The following is a 21,400-nucleotide window of genomic DNA, read 5'->3' on the forward strand; positions in this document are numbered from 1 at the left end:
CTCCGCCCCGCGATTCCCTCTAACGAGCGACGCGAACGCCCTCGGCGAGCTCACCGGCCAGCTCGCGCACCGCGCGGAGCCCGGCCTCGTGGTCATCGGCGTCCAGCAGCCGCTGGACGAACGCCGAGCCCACGATGACCCCGTCCGCGAAGGCCGCGACCTCCCGCGCCTGCACGGCGTTGGAGACCCCGAGGCCCACGCACACCGGCAGCTCGGTGGTGGTACGGGTCCGCTCCACCAGCTCACGGGCCTCCTGGCCGACCGACTCCCGGGTGCCGGTGACACCCATCAGGGAGGCGGCGTAGACGAAGCCGCTGCCCGCCGCCGTGATCTTCGCCAGCCGTTCGTCCCGGCTGCTGGGCGCCACCACGAACACGGTCGCCAGACCGTGCTGCTCGGCGGCCTTCCGCCACACCTCGGACTCCTCGACCGGCAGATCGGGCAGGATGCAGCCCGCTCCCCCGGCCTCGGCCAGATCGGCGGCGAACCGCTCGGGGCCGTAGCGGTCCACCGGGTTCCAGTAGGTCATGCACAGGATCGGGGCGCCGGTGGCGGTGTGCACCTCGCCCACGGTCCGGATGACGTCGCGGATCTTCACGCCACCGCGCAGGGCGATGTCGTCGGCGGTCTGGATCACCGGTCCGTCGAGCACCGGGTCGCTGTGCGGCAGTCCGACCTCGACGACGTCACAGCCGCCCTCGATCATGGCCGTCATGGCGGCCACCCCGCCGTCCACGGTCGGGAAACCGGCGGGCAGATAGCCGACGAGCGCGGCGCGTCCCTCGCTCCGGGCCCGGCCCAGGACCGATGACAGCAGCTCCAGGTTTCCGGCCATCACTTCGCTCCCTCGTCGTACAGCCCGAAATACCGCGCCGCGGTGTCCATGTCCTTGTCACCGCGTCCGGAGAGGTTGACGACGATCAGGCCGCCCTCGCCCAGCTCACGGCCGAGGTCCAGGGCCCCGGCCAGCGCGTGGGCGCTCTCGATCGCCGGGATGATGCCCTCGGTCTGCGACAGCAGCCGCAGCGCCTGCATCGCGCCGTCGTCGGTGACGGCCCGGTACTCGGCGCGGCCGACGTCCTTGAGATAGGCGTGCTCGGGGCCGACCCCGGGGTAGTCCAGACCGGCCGAGATCGAGTACGGCTCGGTGATCTGCCCGTCCTCGTCCTGGAGGACATAGGACCGGGAGCCGTGCAGGATGCCCGGCTCGCCCTCGCTGAGGGTCGCGGCATGTTCACCGCTGTCCAGCCCGTGTCCGGCGGGCTCGAAGCCGACGATCCGCACGCTCTCGTCCGGCAGGAACGCGTGGAACAGACCGATCGCGTTGGAGCCGCCGCCCACACAGGCCGCCACGGCGTCGGGCAGCCGTCCGGTGCGCTCCAGGATCTGCCGCCGCGCCTCCACCCCGATGACCCGGTGGAAGTCGCGCACCAGGGCCGGGAAGGGGTGCGGTCCGGCGACGGTGCCGAAGAGGTAGTGGGTGCGGTCCACATTGGCGACCCAGTCGCGGAACGCCTCGTTGATGGCGTCCTTCAGGGTGCGGCTGCCGGACTTCACGGCGATGACCTCGGCGCCCAGCATCCGCATCCGGGCCACGTTGAGGGCCTGCCGCTGGGTGTCCACCTCGCCCATGTAGATGGTGCACTCAAGGCCGAACAGGGCGCAGGCGGTGGCGGTGGCCACCCCGTGCTGTCCGGCCCCGGTCTCGGCGATGACCCGGGTCTTGCCCATCCGCTTGGTGAGCAGCGCCTGGCCGAGCACGTTGTTGATCTTGTGCGAACCGGTGTGGTTGAGGTCCTCCCGCTTGAGGAAGATCCGCGCACCGCCCGCGTGCTCGGCGAACCGCGGCACCTCGGTCAGGGCGCTGGGCCGCCCGGTGTAGTTGACCAGCAGGTCTTCGAGTTCGGCGGCGAACGCCGGATCGGACTTCGCCTTCTCGTACTCGGCGGCGACCTCGTCCACCGCGGCGACCAGCGCCTCGGGGATGAACTTGCCGCCGAACGCGCCGAAGTACCCCTCGGCGCTGGGGACCTGACCCTCGGGGTCCGGAATGAAGAAATCAGAGGACATTCGCTGTACTCCGCATGTCTCGATGGATGACGACCACAACGCGGGACGGGCACACCGCCGCCGGAGCGGGGGCCGGTGCGTCACGGCCGGGGTCGCGCGGACGCCGGACGGCGGGGAGAGCCCGGGAAGGGGTCTCCGGCGCCCGTACGGTCACCCGACCGCGGCACGGTACGGCCTACGGCACCTCTGCCGGTGTCAGCGGTGCGCCGTGCGCCGCCATCGGCGCCCGTTGATCTGCCCCGGTTCGCATCCGATGTGGTAGCGCACGCGCCGTCCGCGCACCCGGCGTGCGGGCGCGCGGCAGCCCCGGGGACGGCACCCCCGGGCCAAGCGTGCGTACGTCTCCATGATCCGTCAGTCCCGCCCGTGGCGCAGCGCCGGATGGGCACCGGCCGCGACCAGATCGGCGACGGCGGCCTTGGGGTCGCGCCCGGTCACCAGGGACTCGCCGACCAGCACGGCGTCCGCGCCGTCGTTGGCGTAGGCGATCAGGTCGTGCGGACCGCGCACCCCGGACTCTGCGATCTTGACGATGTTGTCCGGGATCTCGGGCGCGACACGGGCGAAGTTGCCGCGGTCCACCTCAAGGGTCTTCAGGTTGCGCGCGTTGACGCCGATGAGCTTCGCCCCGGCGTCCACCGCCCGCGCGACCTCCTCCTCGTCGTGCACCTCGACCAGCGGGGTCAGCCCGATGGACTCGGCCCGCTCGATCAGGGAGACCAGGGCCTCCTGGTCCAGCGCGGCGACGATCAGCAGCACCACGTCCGCGCCGTACGCCCGCGCCTCCCAGAGCTGGTAGGAGGTGACGATGAAGTCCTTGCGCAGCACCGGGATGTCGACCTTGGCGCGCACCGCCTCCAGATCGGCCAGCGATCCGCCGAAGCGGCGCTGTTCGGTCAGCACGCTGATCAGGGCGGCGCCGCCCGCCTCGTAGTCGGCGGCGAGCCCGGCGGGGTCGGCGATGGCGGCCAGCGCGCCCTTGGACGGGCTGGACCGCTTGACCTCGCAGATCACCTTGACGCTGTCGCCCTTGAGGGCCGCGACCCCGTCCTTGGCCGGCCGCGCCTTGGCCGCCCGCTCCTTGAGCTCGTCGAGGGTGACGCGCGCCTGCCGCTCCGCGAGGTCGGCACGGACTCCGTCGATGATCTCGTCGAGCACACTCACGCGAGCGGCCCCCTTCCCGGGTGGGCATGAAGCAGATGGTCGGCGCCGGTGGGGCGGACAACCGCTGCACCAGGCACTGCGATGGTAGCTGTCAGAGGACCCAGGTCTCGCATCCGGTTGACGTCGAGTCCCACGACATGGACATACACAACAGCGGTCACGGCGTCAGTAGTCCCTCGAACGGGAAATTCCGGACGATCGTGAAGATCACTGCGAGCCCGAGGAACGCCCCGATCTGCCAGCCGCGCGGGCCGTACGGCCGCCCCCGCGCGGTGGCGGGGAACCGTCGCCCCGCGACCGCCCGCGCGCACCACACCAGCCAGCAGACCGCGAGCAGGGCGTAGGCGAGGACCGCGAGCGCGTTGTCGCGCAGCGCGGCGGGCAGATCGCCGTGGGCGAGGGCGTGGGCGCCGCGCAGCCCCCCGCAGGCCGGGCAGTACAGCCCGGTGAGCCGCAGCACCGGGCAGACCGGATAGTGGCCGGGCTGATGGGGGTCGACGGCGGCGACGTAGCCGAAGGCGGCGACGGCGCCCGCGAGCACCCCCAGCGGCCCGAGCAGCCGCCGTACCGCACCGCCCGCGCCGCTTGGCGTGGCGGCCGGCGGAACCGGGTCGGGGACGATCGGCGACGGTGCGCTCACACCGCCGAGTCTGCATGCGGCACGGCGAAGGCGCAGCTCAGAAGCGAGACACCTGCCGCCGTACGGGTCGCGGCCCGGGGACCGGCCGCGGCGTACGCCGATGGCACGGACCCCGGGCCGCGCCCGGCGTCATGTCCTACTGCTGGGTCTGCGCCTCGGGGCGGGGCCGCGGGGCCGGACGGGCCGGGGCCAGGGCGGCCTTCGGCATGCCGAGCCCGGCCGCGCGCATCGCGGCACCGACCACACCACCGAGGACGACGATGACCATGCCCGCCCAGAAGCCGACCGGACTGGCCAGCACGGTGAAGGCACCGGAGACGCAGAAGCCGATGAAGGCGATGGTGACACCGGTCCAGGCGGCCGGGGTGTGTCCGTGGTTGTGACCCGCCATGAATACTCCTCGTAGCTGTACTGCGCCTGGTCCGGGCGCCCGGGGGCGAACGCTCCCAGGCCATTGTCCCCGACGCGCAAAGTTGCCTTGAGCGGGGGTGCCGCTGGAGGCGTCCGGTTCACGCCCCCTGTCGGGCGGTGGGGTCCTCGCCCCGGTCCAGCGCCTTCCACAGCTCCTCGGGACGGTCCGGGTCGGGCGCCGTGCGAGCACCGCGGCGGCCCCGGGGGCGCCCTTCGGTGCCGGAGCGCTCGTACCGCCCGGACATGGCGGGCCAGTGGCGGCCGTAGCCGAGCGCGAGCACCCCCGCGAGCAGCAGCAGCACCCCGCCGGCCAGGGCCACCCAGGGCCAGGGGGTGTACGCCACGTCGTGGATGGCGCTGTCGGAGAGGCCGGTGGCCTTGGACGCCTTCTCCTCCAGCGCCGCCTTGTCGGACGCGCCGAGCGCCGAGGCGACGACGATGCCCGCGCCGGTGAGGGCGAGCAGTCCGGAGACGACGACCCGCCCGGCCCGGCGCACGGCGAAGACGGCGACCAGCGCGGCCAGACCGACGACCGCGAGCGCGCCGGGCAGTCCGGTGATGTCATCACCGTCGGCGCGCTGGGGCAGGGTGCCCTGGGCGACCATGGCGGTGCCCTCGGCCCAGGTACGGCTGGTGGCCAGCAGGACGAGTGCGGCACCGAGCGCCCCGGCGAGCAGGGCGACGGCGAGGCTCGTCCGGCGGCCGCGCGGGACGGAGGCGGAGGGCTCGTTCTCGGCCCGGGGCTGGGGTACGGCTGCTGCGCTCACGCGTACCACTATCCCCCACGCGCCGCGGCACCTGGGTCCCGGGTATGCGGGATGACCCGTTCCGCACCGATACGCCCGGCGACGGCCGGGGAGATTCCCCGGGTCGCGCGGGTCACGCCCGGGGTCGGGTGGGGTTCCGGCGGGGTGCCGCCGGGGTCAGCGGCCGAGCCGGTTGGCCGAGTGCACCGCCCGCAGCACCGCCGCCGCCTTGTTGCGGCACTCCGCGTCCTCCGCCGCCGGATCGGAGTCGGCCACCACACCCGCGCCGGCCTGGACGTACGCCGTGCCGTCCCGCAGCAGGGCGGTCCGGATGGCGATGGCGGTGTCGGAGTCGCCCGCGAAGTCGAGGTAGCCGACACAGCCGCCGTACAGCCCGCGGCGGCTGGGCTCCAGCTCCTCGATGATCTGGAGGGCGCGCGGTTTGGGGGCGCCGGAGAGGGTGCCCGCGGGGAAGCACGCGGTGAGCACGTCGAAGGCGGTACGGCCGTCGGCGAGGGCGCCGGTGACGGTGGAGACGATGTGCATCACATGGCTGTAGCGCTCGATCGACATGAAGTCGACGACCTCGACGCTGCCCGGCAGGCACACCCGGCCCAGGTCGTTGCGGCCGAGGTCGACCAGCATCAGGTGCTCGGCCCGCTCCTTGGGGTCGGCGAGCAGCTCCTCGGCGAGCGCCGCGTCCTCCTGCGGGGTGGCGCCGCGGGGGCGGGTCCCGGCGATGGGGTGCACCATCGCCCGGCCGTCCTCCACCTTGACCAGGGCCTCCGGGCTGGAGCCCACCACATCGAAGCCCTCGAACCGGAACAGGTACATGTAGGGGCTGGGGTTGGTGGCGCGCAGCACCCGGTAGACGTCGAGGGCCGAGGCCGTACAGGGCGTCTCGAACCGCTGCGAGGGGACGACCTGGAACGCCTCGCCCGCGCGGATGCGCTCCTTGATGTCGTCGACCGCCACCCGGTAGTCCTCGCCGCCCCACAGCGCGGTGTACTCCGGGAGTTCGGAGGCGGGCAGCGCGGTGGGGTCGGTGGCCATCGGGCGGACCAGGTCGGCGGCCATCGCGTCGAGCCGCGCCACGGCGTCCGCGTACGCCTCGTCCACCCCGGTGTCGAGGTCGTTGTGGTTGATCGCGTTGGCGATCAGCAGCACGGTGCCGTCCCAGTGGTCGAGCACCGCGAGGTCCGAGGTGAGCAGCATGGTCAGCTCGGGCAGCCGCAGATCGTCGCGGCCGTGCTCGCCGACCTTCTCCAGACGGCGGACCACGTCATAGCCGAGGTAGCCGACCATGCCGCCGGTGAACGGCGGGAGGTGGACCAGTCCGCCGAGATCACGCGGGGTGTGCAGGGCTTCGACCGTGGCGCGCAGCGCCTGGAGCGGATCGCCTTCGGTGGGGACGCCGACGGGCGGGGTGCCCAGCCAGTGGGTGCGCCCGTCGCGTTCGGTGAGGGTGGCGGCGCTGCGGACGCCGATGAAGGAGTACCGGGACCAGGAGCGGCCGTTCTCGGCGGACTCCAGGAGGAAGGTGCCGGGGCGCTCGGCGGCCAGCTTGCGGTAGAGGCCCACGGGGGTGTCACCGTCCGCCAGCAGCCGTCGGCTGACGGGGATGACGCGGCGGTCGGCCGCCAGCTTGCGGAAGGTCTCGAGATCCATCGTGGCAGCGTCCTGGGTCATGGCTGAGGAGCCTAGTGGGGGCGGGGCCGGGGCCCGGTTACTGGCCGAGCGGGAGGACGTCGGCGTCGAAGCAGGTGCGGTCGCCGGTGTGGCAGGCGGCCCCGACCTGGTCGACCTTGACGAGGACGGTGTCGGCGTCGCAGTCGAGCGCGACGGACTTGACCAGCTGGACGTGGCCGGAGGTATCGCCCTTGACCCAGTACTCCTGGCGGCTGCGGCTCCAGTAGGTGCAGCGGCCGGTGGTGAGGGTGCGGTGCAGCGCCTCGTCGTCCATCCAGCCGAGCATCAGCACCTCGCCGGTGTCGTACTGCTGGGCGATGGCGGGGACGAGCCCGTCGGCGCCGCGCTTGAGGCGGGCGGCGAGGGCCGGGTCGAGGGCGGAGGGGCGGTCGGAGCCGGTCATGTGACCATTCTGCACGGCCGGGCGGGTGGTCCCGCGAACGGTCTCATGTGGTGATCACGGCAGGGGCGCGCCACGGGACGGCGAACGCGCCGAGGGGTGCGCGTGCGCGAGGATGTCGCCGACGACGGCCCGGAGCCCGCCGGGAGCGACGGCCCGGTGACCGGCCCGCGCGCGGGGCCGGGCCGCGCCCGGGCCGGGGAAGCGGAGGCGGGCGGGCGGACGTCCGGCGAGCCCACCCGCGACCAGCGTGCCGCGAGCGGTGTCGTGGCCGCCCCGCCGCAAGCGGGTACCGCGGCGCCGCGCCGCGGGCGGCGAGCGCGGCCGTCGTGGTGGACGCGGCGACCGGCCGTGCGGAGCGGGCGATGGCCGGTATCGCCGGGGCCGATGGCCGGGATGTCGGTGGGATGGGGCATGCTTCGGACATGACGTTTCCGCCGCCGAACGACGCCAACCGGCCGGGAAACGGCGGGGGGTTCGGTCCGCCGCCGCAGGATCCGCAGCGGCCGGCACAGCCACAGCAGGCACCGCCTCAGCAGCAGCCGCAGGGCCAGCAGCCACCGCAGGCTCCTCAACCGCCGCAGACCCCGCAGCCACCGCAGGGTTTCGGCCCGCCACCGCCGCCGTCCGGACCGTCCGGTCCGCCCGCGCTGCCGCCGGGCGGCGGGTTCGGCGCGTTCGGCCCGCCCTCGGCGCCGTCCGGCGGTCCGCTCCCCGGCGGTTTCCCGCCCGGTTCGCTCCCGCCCGGGTCCCTGCCGCCCGCTCCGCCGCGCGGCTCGGGCGCCAAGGTCGCGGCGATCGTCGTGGCGTCGGTGGTGGCCGTCGCGGTGGTCGCCGGCGCGATCGCCCTCGGCTCCGGGGGTGACGACGACGGCGAGCGGGCATCGGCCGACGAGACCCCGCGCGCCTCCGCCTCCCACAGCACCGCACCGTCCCCGTCCGCCTCGCCCTCCGTCCCCTCGGGCACGGAGGACCCCGGCCAGGGCGCGCCGTTCGACGACGTACCCAAGGGCGATCCCGACTCCGGGACCTCACCGTCGGCCTCGGCGTCCGGCGACCCCGGTGCGCGGGTGCCCTACGTGGCGCTCAAACCGGGCACCTGCTTCGACCACCCCGCGATGGACAGCAGCGTCACCAAGATCGAGAAGCGGCGCTGCTCGGGCGCGCACGACGGCGAGGTGATCGCCAACGAGAAGCTGACCGGTAAGTTCTCCTCCGAGAAGGCGATCCAGAAGAAGGCCCTCGCACTGTGCGCGGTGGACGCCAGGGCCCGGCTGAAAAAGATCCCCAACGACGGGCGGAATTACTACTACTACGCGCTCTACCCGGCGCTGGCCACGTATTCCGTCCAGGGCGAGGACACGGTCTCCTGCGCGCTGACGCTCAGCTCGGGCCTGGACGGCACCAAGCTGCGCAAGCCGCTCCCCGAGTAGGCACCGGTGCCGCGGGCCCGGCGCGCCGTCCGGCCGTTGGCGTGGCGGGGCCCGGACCGCGGTCGTAGGGTGGGCGTTATGTCCACTCACGCCCAACGCGAACGTCTGCTCCTCGCCGACCTCTTGGAGAGCGCGGGCCCCGACGCCCCGACGCTGTGCGAGGGCTGGACCACCCATGATCTGGCGGCCCACCTCGTGGTCCGGGAGCGCCGCGCGGACGCGGCCGGCGGTCTGGTGATCAAGCCGCTGGCCGCGCGGCTGGCCCGGGTGCAGGCCGAGTTCGCGGCCAAGCCGTACGGGGAGCTGCTCCAGCTCTTCCGCTCCGGTCCGCCGCGGATGTCGCCGTTCGCGCTCAAGCAGGTGGACGAGGCGGCCAACAGCCTCGAGTTCTATGTGCACGCCGAGGACGTCCGCAGGGCCCGGCCGGAGTGGGAGCCGCGCGAGGTGGATCCGGTCTTCGCCGACGCGCTGTGGTCCCGGATCGAGCGCGCCGCCCGGATGTTCGGCCGCAAGTCGCCCGTGGGCCTGGTGCTGCGCCGCCCCGACGGCCGTACGGCGGTGGCGCACCGCGGCACCCCGGTGGCCACGGTCACCGGTGAACCGGGCGAGCTGGCGCTGTTCCTGTACGGCCGTCAGGGCGCGGCCCGGGTCGAGCTCGACGGTGACAAGGCGGCCGTGGAGACGGTCCGGTCCGCCCCGCTCGGCATCTGAGCCCGACGCTCCGGAGCCACTGATGTCGTCCTCCGAACGCCCCCGCCCCTGGCCGGTCTCCCTGACCACCGAGCGGCTGCTGCTGCGCCCGATCGAGCCCGCCGACGTCCCCGCCGTGTCCCGGCTGTGGACCGACCCCGAGGTGCGCCGCCATCTCGGCGGCCCGGTGCCCCCGGAGACGGTCCGCGCCCGGGAACGGGGCTGTGTGGGCGTCTTCGGGGTGTTCAGCGTGGTGTCGCGGGCCGACGGGTCGGTGGTCGGCGCGGTGACGCTGGAGCCGGAGTCGCGCCACGGCGGCCGTACCGAGGTGTCGTACCAGCTACTGCCCGAGCACTGGGGGCGCGGTTACGCCCGTGAGGCGGTCTCGGCGGCGGTCTCCTGGGCGTTGGACGCGCTGGCCCCCGGACCCGGCGGCCGGCCCGAGGTCATCGCGGTCACCCAGGAGGCCAACGCCCCGTCCCGGCGGCTCCTGGAGGCGCTCGGGATGCGACGGGTCGAGACGTTCACCGAGTTCGGCGCGGCACAGGTGATGTACGCCCTCAGCCCGCTTCCGGAGCCTCAGTCCCGGCAGGTCCCGCGCAGGTAGTCGCCGTCGCCGCGGGGGGTGACACCGATGTCCCGGCGTACGATGCTCAGCCGGTCGCCCCATGCCGCACAGCCCTTGGCGAGCCCCTTGGCGGTGTACTCGACGACGACCACATGGCGGCCGAATGCCTTCACATAGCCGCCGCACTCGTCGTACGCGCCGCACTCCTCCACCACGGCGAAATCCAGCCCCGTCTCCTCGCGGCGACCGGCGAGTTCGACGGTGTTCTTCTGGCCGATGGCCAGGCCCCGGGCGTGCGCGTGCGCGGCGAGCAGGGTGATGAAGGCGGTGGCGTCGGCGGCCGACAGTCTGCCGCCGGAACGGGTGTAGCTGTCGTAGTTGTCCGGCTCCACGGCGTCGTAGCCCTGGTCCGCGCAGCCGTCGGTCCACCGGTTGACCCGGGCCGCGATCCGCTTGCGCTTGGCGGGGGTGCCGATGTCCAGCAGGGGTTCGTCCCAGTCCTTGTCCATCACCACGTCCCCGTCGTCATCGCGCAGCAGCAGCCCGGCGGGCCACTGACCGCGCTCCTCCGGCTGGGCCTGGAAGGCGTTGACGTAGCAGATGTTGTACAGGCCGTCCGCCGGCTCGGCCGCGCGGTCGCGGCTGACGATCCGGACGCCCTTCGGCGGGGGGTACGCACCGCCCAACTGGTAGTCGAATCCGGCGTGGACGGGCGGCAGCGACACCGAGGAGCGGTCCCCCGTCCCGGATCCGGACGGTCCGGCTGATCCGGACGGCCCGGAGGACGACGTACAGCCGGTCAGGGCCAGCAGGGCGGCGACGAGGGCGGTGCGACGGCGGACGGACATGGCGGACGCTCCAGCGTTCACGGGTAGCGGCCCCGCCTCGGACGCGGTGTCTGCGGCGTCCTGGCGACTGGGGCCGGGCTGGGGACGGTTCCCGTACCGGCTGGGCGCACCTCTGGGCTCCGGGCGGTCTCCCCGGGCCGACTGCCGCGATCCAAGCGCCCCCGGGAACACCCCGTCAAGTCCAGCCCGTCCGTACCGGGCCCGGGGGGTGCGGGATGATCGCGTCATGTCCCCGAACCCTGAGACCCCCGAGTGCGTCTTCTGCCGGATCGCGGAGGGGCTCGAGCCCGCCCGCCTGGTCCACTCCGACGCCCGCACCCTCGCCTTCCTGCCGCTCCACCCCGCCGTGGACGGCCATGTCCTGGTGGTCCCGCGCCACCATGTGCGGGACGCCTGGGAGCTGGACGAGCCGACGAGCCTGGAGCTGACCCGCGCGGTGCGGCGGGTGGTCCGGGCGGTGCGGTCGGCCTACGCACCGGAGGGGATGAACATCATCACCTCCGTGGGGGCGGTGGCCACGCAGAGCGTGATGCATCTGCACATCCATGTCGTCCCGCGCGACGAGGGCGACCGGATGGGTCCGATCTGGCCGTCCCAGCGGACGGTGGCCCCCGTCGCGCTGGACGAGATGGCCGACCGGCTGCGCGGCGCCCTGACCTCCTGACGCCGTGCCGCCCCGGCTGCCCCGGCCGTCTCAGGCGAGCAGGACCGCGCCCAGCACGGCGAGATGGGCGACGCCGATCCCGCCGTAGAACAGCGCCAGGGTGACCGAGCGGGCGGCGTTCCACCACCGCACCCCCGCCGTGTGGGGGCCCGGGTCCATGGCGAAGGGTTCCACCCCTCCCCCGCCCGGTGTGCGGACACGGTCGTAGAGCGCGCGGAACAGCCGTTCCTGCCAGAGGAAGTAGCCGTCCAGCAGCCAGAACGCCACCAGCGGCACGAAGGCCGTCACCGCCACCGATATCCGTGACCCCTCGGCGGCGAACGCCAGCAGTCCGGCGGCCAGGGTCAGGCACCAGCCCTTGACGAGGAAGGAGTTGTTGCCGAGCCGGGTGATCACTGCCTGGATGAACTCCAGGTGGGTGACCTGTTCCTGAGAGAGCGTCGGCCGGGCCGTGAGCAACGGTTGCGGTTCCGCTTCGCTAGTCACCGACGTGAGTGTAATGGCCCCGCCGCCGATCCCTCATCGCACCGGGTGGCCCGCCCCGCGCAGCGCGTCCTTCACCTCGCTGATCCGCAGATCGCCGAAGTGGAAGACCGACGCGGCCAGCACCGCGTCCGCGCCCGCCGCGACGGCCGGGGGGAAGTGGGCCAGCTCGCCCGCGCCGCCGCTGGCGATGACCGGGATGGCGACATGCTTGCGGACCGCCTCGATCATGGCGGTGTCGTAGCCGTCCTTGGTGCCGTCGGCATCCATGGAGTTCAGCAGGATCTCGCCCGCGCCCAGTTCGGCCGCGCGGTGGGCCCATTCGACGGCGTCGATACCGGTGCCGCGGCGGCCGCCGTGGGTGGTGACCTCGTAGCCGGACGGGGTGACCGCGGCCGGTTCACCGCCGGCGCCGGGCACACAGCGGCGGGCGTCGACCGAGAGGACCAGGACCTGGCTGCCGAACCGTTCGGCGATCTCACGGATCAGCTCGGGGCGAGCGATGGCGGCGGTGTTGACACCGACCTTGTCCGCCCCGGCGCGCAGCAGCTTGTCGACGTCCTCGGGGGTGCGGACGCCGCCGCCGACCGTGAGCGGGATGAAGACCTGCTCGGCGGTGCGGCGGACGACGTCATAGGTGGTCTCACGGTTGCCGGAGGAAGCGGTGATGTCGAGGAACGTCAGCTCGTCCGCGCCCTCCTCGCCGTAGACCTTGGCCATCTCGACCGGATCGCCCGCATCGCGCAGGTTCTGGAAGTTGACCCCCTTGACGACCCGGCCGTTGTCGACGTCCAGGCAGGGGATGACTCGGACCGCGAGGGTCATGGCTGTCGGGCTCCTCGGAATGCTTCCAGTTCGACTTCGACCAGGACGCGCGAGTCGACGAAGCCGGAGACCACGACGAGGGTCGCGGCCGGGCGCACGGCGTCGAACAGCTCCTTGTGGGCACGGCCCACCTCGTCCACGTCCCGGGCGTGGGTGATGAACATCCGGGTGCGGATGACGGATTCGACGCCCAGGTCGAACGGGGACAGCGCGTCCAGGGCGTGGCGGAAGGCGGCCATCGTCTGCTGGTACGGGTCGCCCTCGCCCTCCAGGACGCCGCGGTCGGCCAGCGGCATCGTCCCGCTGACGACCACCAGGTCACCGGCTTGCACGGCCCGTGCGAAGCCGATGGTCTCCTCCCACGGACTGTCGGTCTGGATCCGTCGTGCGATCTCGGGTGAGGTCATGCGGATACCGCCTCCAACGCCTCTTCCAGGGTGAACGCCTTGGCGTAGAGCGCCTTCCCGACGATGGCACCCTCGACGCCTTCCGGTACCAGGGTCGCAAGGGCGCGCAGGTCGTCGAGGGAGGAAACGCCGCCGGAGGCGACGACCGGCTTGTCCGTCGCCGCGCAGACATTGCGCAGCAGCTCCAGGTTGGGGCCCTGGAGGGTGCCGTCCTTGGCGATGTCGGTGACGACGTAACGGGCGCAGCCCTCGGAGTCCAGCCGTGCCAGGGTCTCGTACAGATCGCCGCCGTCCCGGGTCCAGCCGCGGCCGCGCAGGGTGGTGCCGCGTACGTCGAGGCCGACGGCGATGCGGTCGCCGTGCTCGGCGATGACCTTGGCGACCCACTCGGGGGTCTCCAGCGCCGCGGTGCCCAGGTTGACGCGGGTGCATCCGGTGGCGAGCGCGGCGGCCAGCGAGGCGTCGTCGCGGATACCGCCGGACAGCTCGACCTTCAGCTCCATGGCCGCGGCGACCTCGGCGATCACCCCGCGGTTGTCACCGGTGCCGAAGGCCGCGTCGAGGTCCACCAGGTGCAGCCACTCGGCGCCCGCCGCCTGCCAGGCGAGGGCGGCCTCCAGCGGGTCGCCGTACGACGTCTCGGAGCCGGACTCGCCGTGCACGAGACGGACGGCCTGGCCGTCCCGGACGTCGACGGCGGGGAGGAGTTCGAGGCGGTGCGTTGGCATGCGGGAACCTTACGGTGAGTGCTGAGCTGATGCGGGCCGGTCAGAGCGTGTCGAGCCAGTTGCGGAGCAGCCGCGCCCCGGCGTCGCCGGACTTCTCGGGGTGGAACTGGGTGGCCCACAGCGGGCCGTTCTCCACGGCGGCGACGAACGGCTCGCCGTGGGTGGTCCAGGCGACCTTGGGGGCGGGCATGGCCGGGTTGGCCACCTCCAGCTCCCAGGTGCGGACCGCGTAGGAGTGGACGAAGTAGAAGCGCTCGTCCGCGCCGACGCCGTCGAACAGCCGGGAGTCGGCCGGGGCCTTGACCGTGTTCCACCCCATGTGGGGGACGACGGGCGCATGCAGCCGCTCGACGGTGCCGGGCCACTCGTCCAGGCCCTCGGCCTCGACGCCGTGCTCGATACCGCGCTCGAACAGCACCTGCATACCGACGCAGATCCCCATCACGGGGCGGCCGCCGGAGAGGCGGCGGCCCACGATCCAGTCGCCGCGGGCACCGCGCAGCCCCTTCATACAGGCGGCGAAGGCGCCGACACCGGGGACCAGCAGACCGTCGGCGGTCATGGCCTTGTCGTAGTCACCGGTGATCTCGACATCGGCGCCGACATGGGCGAGGGCGCGCTCGGCGGAGCGGACGTTGCCGAAGCCGTAGTCGAGGACGACGACCTTCGGGGCCGTGCTCAATTCCAGACCTCCAGCCGCATGACGCCCGCCACCAGGGCCATCGAGGCGCCCAGGCTGAGCAGCACGATCACACCCTTGGGCAGCCCCTGCTTCACGAAGGAGACCACCCCGCCCAGCAGGAAGAGTCCCAGGACGATGAACGCGGTCGACGTCCCGTTCACAGCGCGCCCTTCGTGGAGGGGAGAATCCCGGCAGCCCGCGGGTCGCGCTCGCTCGCATAGCGCAGCGCCCGTGCCAGGGCCTTGAACTGGCACTCCACGATGTGGTGCGCGTTGCGCCCGTACGGCACGTGGACATGCAGGGCGATCTGCGCCTGCGCCACGAACGACTCCAGTATGTGGCGCGTCATCGTGGTGTCGTACGTGCCGATCATCGGCGCGATGTTCTCCGGCTCGGTGTGCACCAGGTACGGGCGGCCGGAGAGGTCGACGGTCACCTGGGCCAGGGACTCGTCGAGCGGCACCGTGCAGTTGCCGAACCGGTAGATGCCCACCTTGTCGCCGAGCGCCTGCTTGAACGCGGCACCCAGCGCGAGGGCGGTGTCCTCGATGGTGTGGTGGGTGTCGATGTGCAGGTCGCCCTCGGTCTTGACCGTGAGGTCGAAGAGGCCGTGGCGGCCGAGCTGGTCGAGCATATGGTCGTAGAAGCCGACACCGGTCGATACGTCGACCTGTCCGGTGCCGTCGAGATCGATCTCGACGACGACCGAGGTCTCCTTGGTGGTGCGCTCCACGCGTCCCACGCGGGTCATGCGCTCTTCTCCTTCATCAGCTCGCGTACCGCGTCGAGGAACGCGTCGTTCTCGGTGGGAGTGCCCGCGGTGACCCGCAGCCATCCCGGTACGCCGTTGTCACGGACCAGAACCCCCCGGTCCAGCAGTTCCCGCCATGCCGCGTGCGCGTCCTCGAAACGGCCGAACTGCACGAAGTTGGCGTCCGAGTCGGTCACCTCGCAGCCGATGCTGCGCAGCTCGTTCACCAGCCGGTCGCGCTCGGCCTTGAGCGCCTCGACGTACCCCAGCAGCGTATCGGTGTGCTCCAGGGCGGCCAGCGCGGTGGCCTGGGTGACCGCGGACAGGTGGTACGGCAGCCGGACGAGCTGGACCGCGTCCACCACGGCCGGATGCGCGGCGAGATAGCCGAGCCGCAGCCCGGCGGCGCCGAACGCCTTGGACATGGTCCGGGAGAGAACCAGCCGCGGACGGCCCTCGATCAGCGGCAGCAGCGAGGGGTGGTGGCTGAACTCCCCGTACGCCTCGTCGACCACGACGACCGAGGGCCCGGCGGCCTGCGCCGCCTCGTACAGCGCCAGCACCGTGTCCGCGGCGACGGCGGTCCCGGTGGGGTTGTTGGGGGAGGTGATGAACACGACGTTGGGCCGGTGCGCGGCGATGGCCGCGCGGGCGGCGTCCACATCGATGGTGAAGTCCGCGTTCCGCGGGCCGGAGATCCAGCCGGTGCCGGTACCGCGGGAGATCAGCGCGTGCATCGAGTACGAGGGCTCGAAGCCCATCGCGGTGCGCCCGGGGCCGCCGAAGGTCTGGAGGAGCTGCTGGAGCACCTCATTGGAGCCGTTGGCCGCCCAGACGTTGGCCACGCCGACCTCGTGCCCGGCGGTGCGGGTGAGGTAGCGGGCCAGCTCGGTGCGGAGCTCGACCGCGTCCCGGTCCGGGTAGCGGTTGAGGTCGCGGGCCGCCTCGGCGACCCGCTCGGCGATCCGGGCCACCAGGGGCTCCGGCAGCGGATACGGGTTCTCGTTGGTGTTCAGCCGTACGGGCACATCGAGCTGGGGAGCTCCGTACGGGGACTTGCCACGGAGCTCTTCCCGGATCGGGAGATCGTCAATGCCGGTCACTTGCTCGGTGGCACCTTCCAGTCGAACCTTGCCTTCACCGCGGCGCCGTGGGCGGGCAGGTCCTCCGCCTCGGCGAGCGTCACCACATGGCCCGCGACCTCGGCCAGCGCCTCGCGGGTGTAGTCCACCACGTGGATGCCGCGCAGGAAGGACTGCACGGACAGCCCCGAGGAGTGGCAGGCGCAGCCACCGGTGGGCAGGACGTGGTTGGAGCCCGCGGCGTAGTCGCCGAGGGAGACGGGGGCGTACGCCCCGACGAAGACCGCCCCGGCGTTCCGCACCCGGGCGGCGACCGCCGCCGCGTCCTCGGTCTGGATCTCCAGGTGCTCGGCCGCGTACGCGTCCACCACGGCCAGGCCCTGCTCGATCCCGTCGACCAGCACGATGCCGGACTGGCGGCCGGAGAGCGCCGGGCGGATGCGGTCCTCGACGTGCCGGGTGGCCGCGATCTGGACCTCGAGCTCCTTCTCGACCGCGGTGGCCAGCTCCTCGGAGTCGGTGACCAGCACCGAGGCGGCCAGCGGGTCGTGCTCGGCCTGGCTGATGAGGTCCGCGGCGACATGCACCGGGTCGGCGGTGTGGTCGGCGAGGATGGCGATCTCGGTGGGCCCGGCCTCGGCGTCGATCCCGATCCGGCCCTTGAGCAGGCGCTTGGCGGCGGCGACCCAGATGTTCCCCGGTCCGGTCACCATCGAGACCGGACGGCACTCCTCGGTGCCGTAGGCGAACATGGCCACCGCCTGGGCGCCCCCGGCCGCGTAGACCTCGTCCACGCCGAGCAGGGCGCAGGCCGCCAGGATCGTGGGGTGCGGCAGTCCGCCGAACCCGCTCTGCGGCGGGGAGGTGACGGCCATCGAGCCGACCCCGGCCTCCTGCGCGGGCACCACGTTCATCACCACGGAGGAGGGGTAGACCGAGCGGCCGCCGGGCACGTACAGCCCGACCCGCTCGACCGGCACCCAGCGCTCGGTGACGGTCCCGCCGGGCACCACCTGGGTGGTGTGGTCGGTGCGCCGCTGGGCGCGGTGGACCAGCCGGGCGCGCCGGATGGACTCCTCCAGGGCGGCCCGCACGGCCGGGTCCAGCCCGGTGAGGGCGCTCCGGAGGGCCTCGGCGGGCACCCGCACCCGGTCGAGGGTCACACCGTCGAACCGCGCCGCGTAGTCGATCAGCGCCGCGGTGCCGCGATGCCGTACGTCCTCGCAGATCGGGCGCACCTTCTCCAGGGCGGCCTCGACATCGAGCTCGGCACGGGGCAGCAGGTCACGGTCGATGCCGCCCTCGGGGAGGGCGGCGCCGCGCAGATCGATACGGGAGATCACGCGATCAATTGTCTCAGACCCGATACGGCCGCCCTCCCCCCGTATCAGTCAGTGATACGCACCGCCTAAGTTGACCCTGACCGTTGGCGTTCAACCGGTTACTCAGCGGGAATGTGGTCCGTACGGGGATACGGAGAACAGGAGGGGACACGGCTGTGACCGAGCCGCACGATGGCGATCCGCCCCCGGGTCTCGATCTGACCACCGCCGAATGGGGTATGTGGCAGGCCTTCCGCAACGGCAGCACCCACGATCTGCGGACCTCCCACCCCCAGCGGAACGACCCCTCCGGCCCCTACGCCTGGGGTCCCGAGCGCAGTGTCCGGGCCCGGGTGGTGGCGCTGCTGCTGCTGGACGGACCTGCCGCCCAGCCGGGCCGGGTCGCGGCGCTGAAGCTGAACGGGGTGCACATCACCGGCACCCTGGACCTGGCCGGCGGTGTGATCAACCCGTATGTCGAGCTGAAGAACTGCCGCTTCGAGCGGGAGGTACTGCTCCCCGAATCGCATTTCGCCACCCTGCGCCTGGTGGGCTGCGCACTCCCCCGGCTGGAGGCGGCCCGGCTGCGCACCGAGGGCGATCTGCATCTGCCCCGGTGTGTCGTGGAGCACGGCATCCGGCTCACCGACGCCCACATAGGCACCGACTTACTCCTCAACCAGCTCATCGTGCGCCGGGACCGCCGCGGCATGTCGATCAGCGCCGACGGGCTGACCGTCGCCCAGGACTTCCAGGCCGACATGATCGAGTCGTACGGGGAGCTGAGCCTGCGCGGGGCACAGGTGGGCGTATCGCTCAGTCTGCGCGGCTCCCGGCTGCGCAACCCCTACGGCCGGCGGGCGCTGAACGCGCCGCAGCTGACCGTCGAGCGCAGCCTCTATCTGACCGGCGGCGGGATATCCGCCTACGGCCCCGGCTCCACCCCGGCCTACGGCACCACCGACACCCCGACCCGCGGCACCCGGATCCAGCGCTTCGAATGCGAGGGCGGTATCCGTCTGGACGACGGGCGGATCGGTGACGCCATCGACTTCGACCAGGCCCGTTTCATCATGGAGAACGACCAGGAGCTGTCGCTGCGCCGGGTGCAGACCCCGGAGCTGCGGTTCGTCGGGGAGCGTCCGCAGCGCGGCCGGGTGATCCTCTCCGGCGCCCGGGTGGTCAACCTCGTCGACAAATCGGTGAGCTGGCCCGGCCCCGGCGGACTGACCATGGCGGGCTTCTCCTACGAGAACCTGATCCCGCGCGGCCACTTCCCGCTCACCCGGCGGCTGGAGTGGGTGGCCGCCGCGACCCCGGAGTACGCGCCCGAACCGTACGAGATGCTGGCCAACTCGATGCGGGCCAGCGGGGAGGACGCGGACGCGCGCGAGGTGCTGCTCGCCAAGCAGCGCCGCCGCCGGGAGACGCTGCCGCTGGCCGGGAAGCTGTGGGGCTACCTCCAGGACTGGACGGTGGCCTACGGCTACCGCCCCGGCCGGGCCGCGGTGTGGATGGCGGTGCTGTGGGCGGTGGGTTCGGTGTTCTTCGCGCACAACCGCCCCGAGGCGCTGAAGGCCGGGGAATCCCCGCACTGGAACGCCTCGCTGTACACGCTCGACCTGCTGATCCCGGTGGTCAATCTGGGCCAGGACGGCTACTGGAATCCCGGCGGTGCGGTGCAGTGGGCGGCCATCGTGATGATCCTGCTGGGGTGGGTGCTGGCGACCACGGTCGCCGCCGGTGCCTCCCGGCTATTGCGCCGCCAGTGAAGTGGAACGCGCGGGGCCATTAGGCTTACGCCCCGTGACCTCCGCGCGCCTTCCGCTCTTCCCGCTGAACACGGTGCTGTTCCCGGGGCTCGTCATGCCCCTGAACGTCTTCGAACAGCGGTACCGCTCCCTGATGCGCGATCTGTCGGCGCTTCCCGAGGACGCGCCGCGCCGGTTCGGGGTGGTCGCGATCCGGGACGGCCACGAGGTCGCGCCCAGCGCGCTCGGGCTCCCCGAGACCGTGACGCTGCCCGACCGCGGGCCCGCGTCGGGCTTCGGCCCCGACCCGGTGAAGTCGTTCTACCCGGTCGGCTGTGTCGCGGACGCGGCCACCATCCGGGAGCAGGAGGACGGCACCTTCGAGGTGCTGGCCACCGGCACCACCCGGTTCGAACTGCTCTCGGTGGACTCCTCGGGCCCGTATCTGACCGCCGAGGTCAACGAGCTGGAGGAGGAACAGGGCGAGGGCGCCGGGGCGCTGGCCTCCGGGGTGGTGCGCGCGTTCCGCACGTATCAGAAGCGGCTCGCGGGGGCGCGGGAACGCACCCTGGCCGCCGAACAGGACCTGCCGGGCGAACCGTCCGTGCTCTCGTACCTGGTCGCGGCAGCCGCCGTGCTCGACACCCCGGCCAAACAGCGGCTCCTCCAGGCGCCGGACACCGCCAGCAGACTGGCCGAGGAGCTGAAACTCCTTCGCGCCGAGAGCGCGGTCATCGGTAAGCTCCCGTCGCTTCCGGCGGTCGATCTGACCCGCCGCCCGACCAGCCCCAACTGACGCGCGAGAGACATGGCCAAGAAATCCAGGAAGAACTCCGCCGGAACCCCGGCCACCACCGCGCTCACCGCGGCGGGCACCCCGTTCACCCTGCACTCGTACACCCATGACCCGGCGGCCCCGTCCTACGGCGAGGAGGCCGCGCAGGCGCTCGGGGTGGAGCCGGGCCGGGTCTTCAAGACCCTCATCGCCAGTGTGGACGACCGGCTGACCGTGGCGATCGTGCCGGTCTCCGCGTCACTGGACCTCAAGGCCCTGGCGACGGCGGTCGGCGGCAAACGCGCGGTGATGGCGGATCCGGCGGCGGCGGAGCGCACCACGGGCTATGTCCGCGGCGGGATCTCCCCGCTCGGCCAGCGCAAGCGGCTGCCCACGGCCCTGGACGCCTCGGCGGCCGGACATCCGACGGTATGCGTCTCGGCGGGCCGCCGCGGTCTGGAGGTCGAGCTGTCCCCCACCGATCTGGCGGCGCTCACCGAGGCCGTGGTGGCCCCGATCGCACGTCACGACGGATAGGGACCCGCGAGGGTCCGGACGGGCGCGGGAGAGGCCGGATCAGGCGCGGTGGATTCCCGCGCCCGGCAGCGGCTCGGGGTCGCGCGGGCCGAACAGCCCGGTGAGCGTCAGATGCACCACCATCGCCGCGACCGACCAGGACAGCAGGGCGCCCTTGGCGCGCAGCTTCAGCGGTCCGTCGAAGGCGACCCCCTTGCCGACCTCCTTGGCGTGCGCGGCGATGTCCGCGCTGGGGCCCAGCCATACGCCCAGCCGCCAGGCGATCACCGAGGCGAGCACCCCGCCCACGGCCAGTCCGATGACCAGCGCGATCCCGCCGTGCCGGAAGAGCAGGAAGACCACGAGCGCCGAGAGGGCACCGAAGGCCAGGGCGAGCAGCACGAACATCCCGTCCGCGCCGATGGCGTCCTCCGCCTCGGAGTTCTTCAGATAGACGGCGTTGTCCCCGGCCCAGACCAGCGGCACTCGCGGTGCCAGCCACAGCCACAGCAGGCCCAGCAGCACCCCTGACACCGCCACCGCGATGGCGACCAGCGACGCCTGCACCATCTCCGCCCGCAGCTCGGGGCCCGGCTCGGACGGGTCGCCGTGCTCGGTGCAGGCGGCAGGGTCAGGGTGTTCGGGGTGGTGCGGTTGTCCTGAGTGATGCGCCTCGGCGGACTCGTCGTGCGGCGAAGGCTGATCTTGTGGCGTCAACGGTGCGGTCACCCCGTCATCGTGCCAGGCGGACGGCG

General features: G+C 72.8%; 27 protein-coding genes. 7 read left to right on the plus strand and 20 right to left on the minus strand.

What is annotated here, in order from left to right:
• Window positions 1-19 precede the first annotated feature (19 nt).
• The 9 genes from trpA to hisI form a co-directional block, all read right to left on the minus strand.
• The gene (trpA, locus tag NMK44_RS14835) at window positions 20-835 is read right to left on the minus strand and encodes a tryptophan synthase subunit alpha (RefSeq protein ID WP_254742981.1); all 816 of its coding nucleotides are present in this window, start codon (window positions 833-835) and stop codon (window positions 20-22) included.
• Window positions 835-2,070, minus strand: a complete 1,236-nt coding sequence (trpB, locus tag NMK44_RS14840) for a tryptophan synthase subunit beta (RefSeq protein WP_254742983.1) — start codon at window positions 2,068-2,070, stop codon at window positions 835-837. Before trpB ends, trpA begins: the two co-directional genes overlap by 1 nt.
• 195 nt (window positions 2,071-2,265) lie before the next feature.
• Window positions 2,266-2,418 carry a tryptophan biosynthesis modulator TrpM gene (gene trpM / locus NMK44_RS42690; RefSeq protein WP_368661717.1) on the minus strand — a complete coding sequence of 51 codons (153 nt, stop codon included), beginning with the start codon at window positions 2,416-2,418 and terminating at the stop codon, window positions 2,266-2,268.
• A 6-nt stretch (window positions 2,419-2,424) separates the two neighbouring features.
• Window positions 2,425-3,234: an indole-3-glycerol phosphate synthase TrpC gene (gene trpC, locus NMK44_RS14845; RefSeq protein WP_254742985.1), complete on the minus strand. Its 810-nt coding sequence runs from the start codon at window positions 3,232-3,234 to the stop codon at window positions 2,425-2,427.
• A gap of 157 nt (window positions 3,235-3,391) precedes the next feature.
• On the minus strand, window positions 3,392-3,874 hold the full coding sequence (locus NMK44_RS14850; protein WP_374215272.1) for a DUF2752 domain-containing protein: 483 nt from the start codon (window positions 3,872-3,874) through the stop codon (window positions 3,392-3,394).
• Window positions 3,875-4,010: 136 nt separating this feature from the next.
• Complete coding sequence (locus NMK44_RS14855) at window positions 4,011-4,265, minus strand: HGxxPAAW family protein (RefSeq protein ID WP_254742987.1); 255 nt, start codon at window positions 4,263-4,265, stop codon at window positions 4,011-4,013.
• A 118-nt stretch (window positions 4,266-4,383) separates the two neighbouring features.
• On the minus strand, window positions 4,384-5,052 hold the full coding sequence (locus NMK44_RS14860; protein ID WP_254742989.1) for a TIGR02234 family membrane protein: 669 nt from the start codon (window positions 5,050-5,052) through the stop codon (window positions 4,384-4,386).
• Window positions 5,053-5,208: 156 nt separating this feature from the next.
• Window positions 5,209-6,720 (minus strand): anthranilate synthase component I, encoded by a 1,512-nt coding sequence (locus tag NMK44_RS14865; protein ID WP_302888214.1) that lies wholly within the window; start codon window positions 6,718-6,720, stop codon window positions 5,209-5,211.
• 37 nt (window positions 6,721-6,757) lie between these two features.
• The gene (hisI, locus tag NMK44_RS14870) at window positions 6,758-7,123 is read right to left on the minus strand and encodes a phosphoribosyl-AMP cyclohydrolase (protein WP_254742992.1); all 366 of its coding nucleotides are present in this window, start codon (window positions 7,121-7,123) and stop codon (window positions 6,758-6,760) included.
• Between the two features lie 422 nt (window positions 7,124-7,545).
• On the opposite strand from hisI, the gene NMK44_RS14875 reads away from it, so the two are divergent.
• The 3 genes from NMK44_RS14875 (at window position 7,546) to NMK44_RS14885 (ending at window position 9,850) form a co-directional block, all read left to right on the plus strand.
• A complete protein-coding gene (locus NMK44_RS14875) occupies window positions 7,546-8,553 on the plus strand; it encodes a hypothetical protein (RefSeq protein ID WP_254742996.1) in 1,008 nt (335 codons plus the stop codon).
• A gap of 78 nt (window positions 8,554-8,631) precedes the next feature.
• A complete protein-coding gene (locus NMK44_RS14880; RefSeq protein WP_254742999.1) occupies window positions 8,632-9,264 on the plus strand; it encodes a TIGR03085 family metal-binding protein in 633 nt (210 codons plus the stop codon).
• A gap of 22 nt (window positions 9,265-9,286) precedes the next feature.
• Window positions 9,287-9,850, plus strand: coding sequence for a GNAT family N-acetyltransferase (locus NMK44_RS14885; protein ID WP_254743002.1), 564 nt, complete (start codon window positions 9,287-9,289; stop codon window positions 9,848-9,850).
• Here NMK44_RS14885 and NMK44_RS14890 read toward each other — a convergent pair.
• A complete protein-coding gene (locus tag NMK44_RS14890) occupies window positions 9,823-10,659 on the minus strand; it encodes an endo alpha-1,4 polygalactosaminidase (protein ID WP_254743004.1) in 837 nt (278 codons plus the stop codon). The two genes, NMK44_RS14885 and NMK44_RS14890, sit on opposite strands and share 28 nt — an antisense overlap.
• Before the next feature lie 226 nt (window positions 10,660-10,885).
• Here NMK44_RS14890 and NMK44_RS14895 point away from each other — a divergent pair, with 226 nt between their 5' ends.
• Window positions 10,886-11,323 carry an HIT family protein gene (locus tag NMK44_RS14895; protein ID WP_254743006.1) on the plus strand — a complete coding sequence of 146 codons (438 nt, stop codon included), beginning with the start codon at window positions 10,886-10,888 and terminating at the stop codon, window positions 11,321-11,323.
• Window positions 11,324-11,353: 30 nt separating this feature from the next.
• On the opposite strand, the gene NMK44_RS14900 is transcribed toward NMK44_RS14895, so the two are convergent.
• Genes NMK44_RS14900 through hisD form a run of 9 tightly spaced genes read right to left on the minus strand, consistent with a single transcriptional unit; the run spans window position 11,354 to window position 17,624 of the window.
• Window positions 11,354-11,809, minus strand: a complete 456-nt coding sequence (locus tag NMK44_RS14900) for a hypothetical protein (protein WP_254743009.1) — start codon at window positions 11,807-11,809, stop codon at window positions 11,354-11,356.
• Window positions 11,810-11,842: 33 nt separating this feature from the next.
• Window positions 11,843-12,631, minus strand: coding sequence for an imidazole glycerol phosphate synthase subunit HisF (gene hisF, locus NMK44_RS14905; protein WP_254743012.1), 789 nt, complete (start codon window positions 12,629-12,631; stop codon window positions 11,843-11,845).
• Window positions 12,628-13,038 carry a Rid family hydrolase gene (locus tag NMK44_RS14910; RefSeq protein WP_254743015.1) on the minus strand — a complete coding sequence of 137 codons (411 nt, stop codon included), beginning with the start codon at window positions 13,036-13,038 and terminating at the stop codon, window positions 12,628-12,630. Before NMK44_RS14910 ends, hisF begins: the two co-directional genes overlap by 4 nt.
• Window positions 13,035-13,766 (minus strand): bifunctional 1-(5-phosphoribosyl)-5-((5-phosphoribosylamino)methylideneamino)imidazole-4-carboxamide isomerase/phosphoribosylanthranilate isomerase PriA, encoded by a 732-nt coding sequence (gene priA / locus NMK44_RS14915; RefSeq protein ID WP_254743018.1) that lies wholly within the window; start codon window positions 13,764-13,766, stop codon window positions 13,035-13,037. Before priA ends, NMK44_RS14910 begins: the two co-directional genes overlap by 4 nt.
• A gap of 40 nt (window positions 13,767-13,806) precedes the next feature.
• Window positions 13,807-14,454 carry an imidazole glycerol phosphate synthase subunit HisH gene (hisH, locus tag NMK44_RS14920; protein WP_254743389.1) on the minus strand — a complete coding sequence of 216 codons (648 nt, stop codon included), beginning with the start codon at window positions 14,452-14,454 and terminating at the stop codon, window positions 13,807-13,809.
• The gene (locus tag NMK44_RS14925) at window positions 14,445-14,609 is read right to left on the minus strand and encodes a CG2302 family histidine operon protein (protein WP_254743391.1); all 165 of its coding nucleotides are present in this window, start codon (window positions 14,607-14,609) and stop codon (window positions 14,445-14,447) included. Before NMK44_RS14925 ends, hisH begins: the two co-directional genes overlap by 10 nt.
• Entirely contained in the window at window positions 14,606-15,199 is a 594-nt protein-coding gene (gene hisB / locus NMK44_RS14930; RefSeq protein ID WP_014059975.1) for an imidazoleglycerol-phosphate dehydratase HisB, read from the minus strand. The genes NMK44_RS14925 and hisB overlap by 4 nt, the downstream gene beginning before the upstream one ends.
• Window positions 15,196-16,302, minus strand: coding sequence for a histidinol-phosphate transaminase (locus tag NMK44_RS14935; RefSeq protein ID WP_254743021.1), 1,107 nt, complete (start codon window positions 16,300-16,302; stop codon window positions 15,196-15,198). Before NMK44_RS14935 ends, hisB begins: the two co-directional genes overlap by 4 nt.
• Window positions 16,299-17,624, minus strand: a complete 1,326-nt coding sequence (hisD, locus tag NMK44_RS14940) for a histidinol dehydrogenase (protein ID WP_254743024.1) — start codon at window positions 17,622-17,624, stop codon at window positions 16,299-16,301. The genes NMK44_RS14935 and hisD overlap by 4 nt, the downstream gene beginning before the upstream one ends.
• 155 nt (window positions 17,625-17,779) lie before the next feature.
• On the opposite strand from hisD, the gene NMK44_RS14945 reads away from it, so the two are divergent.
• Genes NMK44_RS14945 through ybaK form a run of 3 tightly spaced genes read left to right on the plus strand, consistent with a single transcriptional unit; the run spans window position 17,780 to window position 20,666 of the window.
• A complete protein-coding gene (locus tag NMK44_RS14945; protein ID WP_254743027.1) occupies window positions 17,780-19,375 on the plus strand; it encodes an oxidoreductase in 1,596 nt (531 codons plus the stop codon).
• Between the two features lie 34 nt (window positions 19,376-19,409).
• Window positions 19,410-20,150, plus strand: coding sequence for an LON peptidase substrate-binding domain-containing protein (locus NMK44_RS14950; protein ID WP_254743029.1), 741 nt, complete (start codon window positions 19,410-19,412; stop codon window positions 20,148-20,150).
• Between the two features lie 12 nt (window positions 20,151-20,162).
• Window positions 20,163-20,666 carry a Cys-tRNA(Pro) deacylase gene (ybaK, locus tag NMK44_RS14955; RefSeq protein WP_254743032.1) on the plus strand — a complete coding sequence of 168 codons (504 nt, stop codon included), beginning with the start codon at window positions 20,163-20,165 and terminating at the stop codon, window positions 20,664-20,666.
• Between the two features lie 39 nt (window positions 20,667-20,705).
• Here the strand turns inward: ybaK and NMK44_RS14960 are convergent, their stop codons facing one another.
• Entirely contained in the window at window positions 20,706-21,374 is a 669-nt protein-coding gene (locus tag NMK44_RS14960) for an ABC transporter permease (RefSeq protein WP_254743036.1), read from the minus strand.
• Window positions 21,375-21,400: the final 26 nt, after the last annotated feature.

Source organism: Streptomyces cucumeris, from assembly GCF_024295805.1.
GTDB lineage: Bacteria > Actinomycetota > Actinomycetes > Streptomycetales > Streptomycetaceae > Streptomyces > Streptomyces cucumeris.

What these genes read in the sequence shown, in the direction of transcription:
- trpA (WP_254742981.1), bottom strand. Translation starts at nt 835, where the DNA reads ATGGCCGGAAACCTGGAGCTGCTGTCATCGGTCCTGGGCCGGGCCCGG.
- trpB (WP_254742983.1), bottom strand. Translation starts at nt 2,070, where the DNA reads ATGTCCTCTGATTTCTTCATTCCGGACCCCGAGGGTCAGGTCCCCAGC.
- trpM (WP_368661717.1), bottom strand. Translation starts at nt 2,418, where the DNA reads ATGGAGACGTACGCACGCTTGGCCCGGGGGTGCCGTCCCCGGGGCTGC.
- NMK44_RS14855 (WP_254742987.1), bottom strand. Translation starts at nt 4,265, where the DNA reads ATGGCGGGTCACAACCACGGACACACCCCGGCCGCCTGGACCGGTGTC.
- NMK44_RS14865 (WP_302888214.1), bottom strand. Translation starts at nt 6,720, where the DNA reads ATGACCCAGGACGCTGCCACGATGGATCTCGAGACCTTCCGCAAGCTG.
- hisI (WP_254742992.1), bottom strand. Translation starts at nt 7,123, where the DNA reads ATGACCGGCTCCGACCGCCCCTCCGCCCTCGACCCGGCCCTCGCCGCC.
- NMK44_RS14875 (WP_254742996.1), top strand. Translation starts at nt 7,546, where the DNA reads ATGACGTTTCCGCCGCCGAACGACGCCAACCGGCCGGGAAACGGCGGG.
- NMK44_RS14880 (WP_254742999.1), top strand. Translation starts at nt 8,632, where the DNA reads ATGTCCACTCACGCCCAACGCGAACGTCTGCTCCTCGCCGACCTCTTG.
- NMK44_RS14885 (WP_254743002.1), top strand. Translation starts at nt 9,287, where the DNA reads ATGTCGTCCTCCGAACGCCCCCGCCCCTGGCCGGTCTCCCTGACCACC.
- NMK44_RS14890 (WP_254743004.1), bottom strand. Translation starts at nt 10,659, where the DNA reads ATGTCCGTCCGCCGTCGCACCGCCCTCGTCGCCGCCCTGCTGGCCCTG.
- NMK44_RS14895 (WP_254743006.1), top strand. Translation starts at nt 10,886, where the DNA reads ATGTCCCCGAACCCTGAGACCCCCGAGTGCGTCTTCTGCCGGATCGCG.
- hisF (WP_254743012.1), bottom strand. Translation starts at nt 12,631, where the DNA reads ATGACCCTCGCGGTCCGAGTCATCCCCTGCCTGGACGTCGACAACGGC.
- NMK44_RS14910 (WP_254743015.1), bottom strand. Translation starts at nt 13,038, where the DNA reads ATGACCTCACCCGAGATCGCACGACGGATCCAGACCGACAGTCCGTGG.
- priA (WP_254743018.1), bottom strand. Translation starts at nt 13,766, where the DNA reads ATGCCAACGCACCGCCTCGAACTCCTCCCCGCCGTCGACGTCCGGGAC.
- hisB (WP_014059975.1), bottom strand. Translation starts at nt 15,199, where the DNA reads ATGACCCGCGTGGGACGCGTGGAGCGCACCACCAAGGAGACCTCGGTC.
- ybaK (WP_254743032.1), top strand. Translation starts at nt 20,163, where the DNA reads ATGGCCAAGAAATCCAGGAAGAACTCCGCCGGAACCCCGGCCACCACC.